This window comes from Staphylococcus sp. HMSC072H03 (assembly GCF_001809305.1).
Taxonomy (GTDB): Bacteria; Bacillota; Bacilli; order Staphylococcales; family Staphylococcaceae; genus Staphylococcus; species Staphylococcus hominis.
This window is the reverse complement of the sequence record NZ_KV796884.1, coordinates 1-2,568: the sequence shown is the minus strand read 5'-3', so window position 1 is coordinate 2,568 and position 2,568 is coordinate 1. Positions and strand designations below refer to the sequence as shown.

Here is a 2,568-nt window from a genome sequence, read left to right as displayed (position 1 = left end):
ACAAGTTCATGAACTTGTTGTGCCTTTTTAATGTGACTCAAACTTCTGATAATCATCAGTTATGTTAAACTCTAACAAAAACTAAATTATCAGAAGAATTATCTAGGGTATTAAACATAGGTAAATCAATTTTCTATCGCCAATAGTATAAACATCATCCATATTAATCTGAAGATAGCTACATAATTCTTTAACAGCATAGCCTTTATTTGTATAAGGCGCCATAAACTCTATTAAATATGGTTTGTTTTGAGGTTTCTATGTTTAATCATTTAATTTTTCATTATATAAATCGAATAATTATAAAAAGTCATCATACTTTTTATTTTTTAAAAATATTTGAAAATTTAATAGTAATCCAATTATAAGATCAAATATCATTATCATTATAATCAAGGCAACTATAATCACTGTGACACTCGTTACATAACAAGCTAGTAATCTCCAGATAAAATTGACATTTTCACCAATTCCATAACTTAACATATTACAAAGTAGTAAAAGAATAATAATACCTATACTGTAAATTAAAATTGTCAGTGTATATTTTTTAATAACTCTATTAGGAAACAATAGTTCATCTATTAGGTTCTTTTTCACCAGTATCTCTCGTTCAATTCTATCTTTGTCACAGATTTTGATTTTACTATTTTTTATTTTTTCCTCTAATAAAATAACCTCGAACGATCTGCTAATTTTTAATAAATATGCAGGAAAAGCTAATGTTAAGCATAATGTAATTAATTCATTTACATTGTTCATGTAACTTATAAAATAGATGAAAGTTGCTACTAGTGCTCCTAAAAATATAGTTATATTAAGTTCTACATCAAATATTTTAAAAATATCTGCTCTATTCATCAGTTAATCATCCTTTCAAGGTTTATTAATACTAATAAATTATTAGATATAGGTATATCATATTATTAATTTAAGAAATTGTCTTTTATAATTTTACTTAATAATAAAAAAGTAGAACCATTTAAAATTAATGGTTCTACTTTTTAACTATTACTAATTTTAAAAATAAACTAATCTACAATATCTAAAAATATATGTTTAGTACTATTTTTGTTTAGTTATATCAAGTGATTTGGGAATTAACAAATAGACAACTATTGAAATGATAATCATGATAATCCCACCTACTAAAGCAGTTGCTACAAAAGCATCATTAAATGATGTTACAGCCTCGTTTGCAAGCTGTTTTATCCCCGTAGCTTTAGCTACTTCGACAGCGCCCACTACAGATTCTTCAGCTACATGAGCTAAATCTCCAACTATACCTTTTGATGAAAAAGATGAAATATCTAAAAATACACGATAAAGCATAGAAGATAGGCTACCAAGTACTGCTACACCAAAAACATTTCCAAGGTCATACATAGACTCTTCAACAGCAGCTGCATTACCTGCTTTTGATGTAGGTGTTTCTAACATTATTAGAGCAGATGCAACTGCTAGTGAAGCCGTACCAGCTCCAACTAAAATTAATGCTAAAGCCATTGTAGAATATGATAATGGATGACCAAAGAAATACATAATAAACATGCCAATGGCTGCAATTCCAATTCCGGAAGGTAACACTATTTTCGGTCCAAATCGCGCCGCTAATCCGGGTGCAATTGGTGCAAACACCATATCTCCTATTGCCATAGGTAATAGGTATAAGCCAGCTTTAAAAGGAGAAAGTTCTTCCACAACCTGTAACCATTGTGAAGCTAATAACAAAACAGATGTCATTGCAAACATTGTCATAAATGCAGCAATTGTACCAGCTGAAAATGATCTCTTTTTAAAAAGTCTTACGTCTAACATTGGATCAGAACTTGATAAATTACGTTTAACAAATATCACTATCATGGTAATTGCTAATACTATTACAACCCATGGAATAATATCTGCTAGTCCTTCTTTTGAAAATTCTTTGATACTCCATACCAGTCCAATCATGCCTGCAATTGATAAAATTGTAGAAGGAATATCCCACGAGTGAGACTTTTCTTTTGATAACTTAGACTCTGGTAATAAAAATAAACCTGCTACAATTGCTATTATCACAAACGGTACATTAATTAAAAATGCCGAGTGCCATGAAAATTGCTCAAGTAAAGCTCCTCCGATAATTGGTCCAAAAACAGCACCTATCGATGAAACGATTGACCATACAGCTAATGCAGTGGCCCTTTCTTTAGGGTTTTCAAAAATTACTCTTATCATTGAAAGAGTAGTTGGCATTATTAAAGCACCTGCAATACCAAGTAAAAATCGAATAGCTATTACGAACTCTGCACTTTCTGCGAAAAATATAGCTAATGAAACGAGGCCAAATAAAGCAAATCCAGTTAATAATGCTTTTTTTCTTCCCCATTTATCAGCAAAGGCACTCAATGGAATTATAAAGCCAGCTAAAACAAGAGAGTATATATCAACTATCCATAACTGTTGGGTACCAGAAGGCTCTAACTCTCTTACTAATTCCGGTAAAGCCATAATTAATATTGTCATATCCATTGTAACAACAAACAAACTAACAGCTAATACTACTAGTGCAGTCCATCTTTTTTT

2 protein-coding genes and 1 pseudogene are annotated in these 2,568 nt (G+C 30.4%); all 3 read right to left on the bottom strand.

Going from position 1 to position 2,568, the window contains the following annotated elements:
• Positions 1 to 102 precede the first annotated feature (102 nt).
• Positions 103 to 237 (bottom strand): annotated as a pseudogene (locus tag HMPREF2578_RS11440) (HAD hydrolase family protein); the annotation flags it as partial.
• A gap of 63 nt (positions 238 to 300) precedes the next feature.
• Positions 301 to 861, bottom strand: a complete 561-nt coding sequence (locus tag HMPREF2578_RS07665; RefSeq protein WP_001077893.1) for a hypothetical protein — start codon at positions 859 to 861, stop codon at positions 301 to 303.
• A 204-nt stretch (positions 862 to 1,065) separates the two neighbouring features.
• The coding region (gene qac, locus HMPREF2578_RS07660; protein WP_032604730.1) for a QacA/B family quaternary ammonium compound efflux MFS transporter at positions 1,066 to 2,568 on the bottom strand (1,503 nt) is incomplete at its 5' end.

Coding starts and splice junctions, on each gene's coding strand:
- HMPREF2578_RS07665 (WP_001077893.1), bottom strand. CDS start 861: ATGAATAGAGCAGATATTTTTAAAATATTTGATGTAGAACTTAATATA.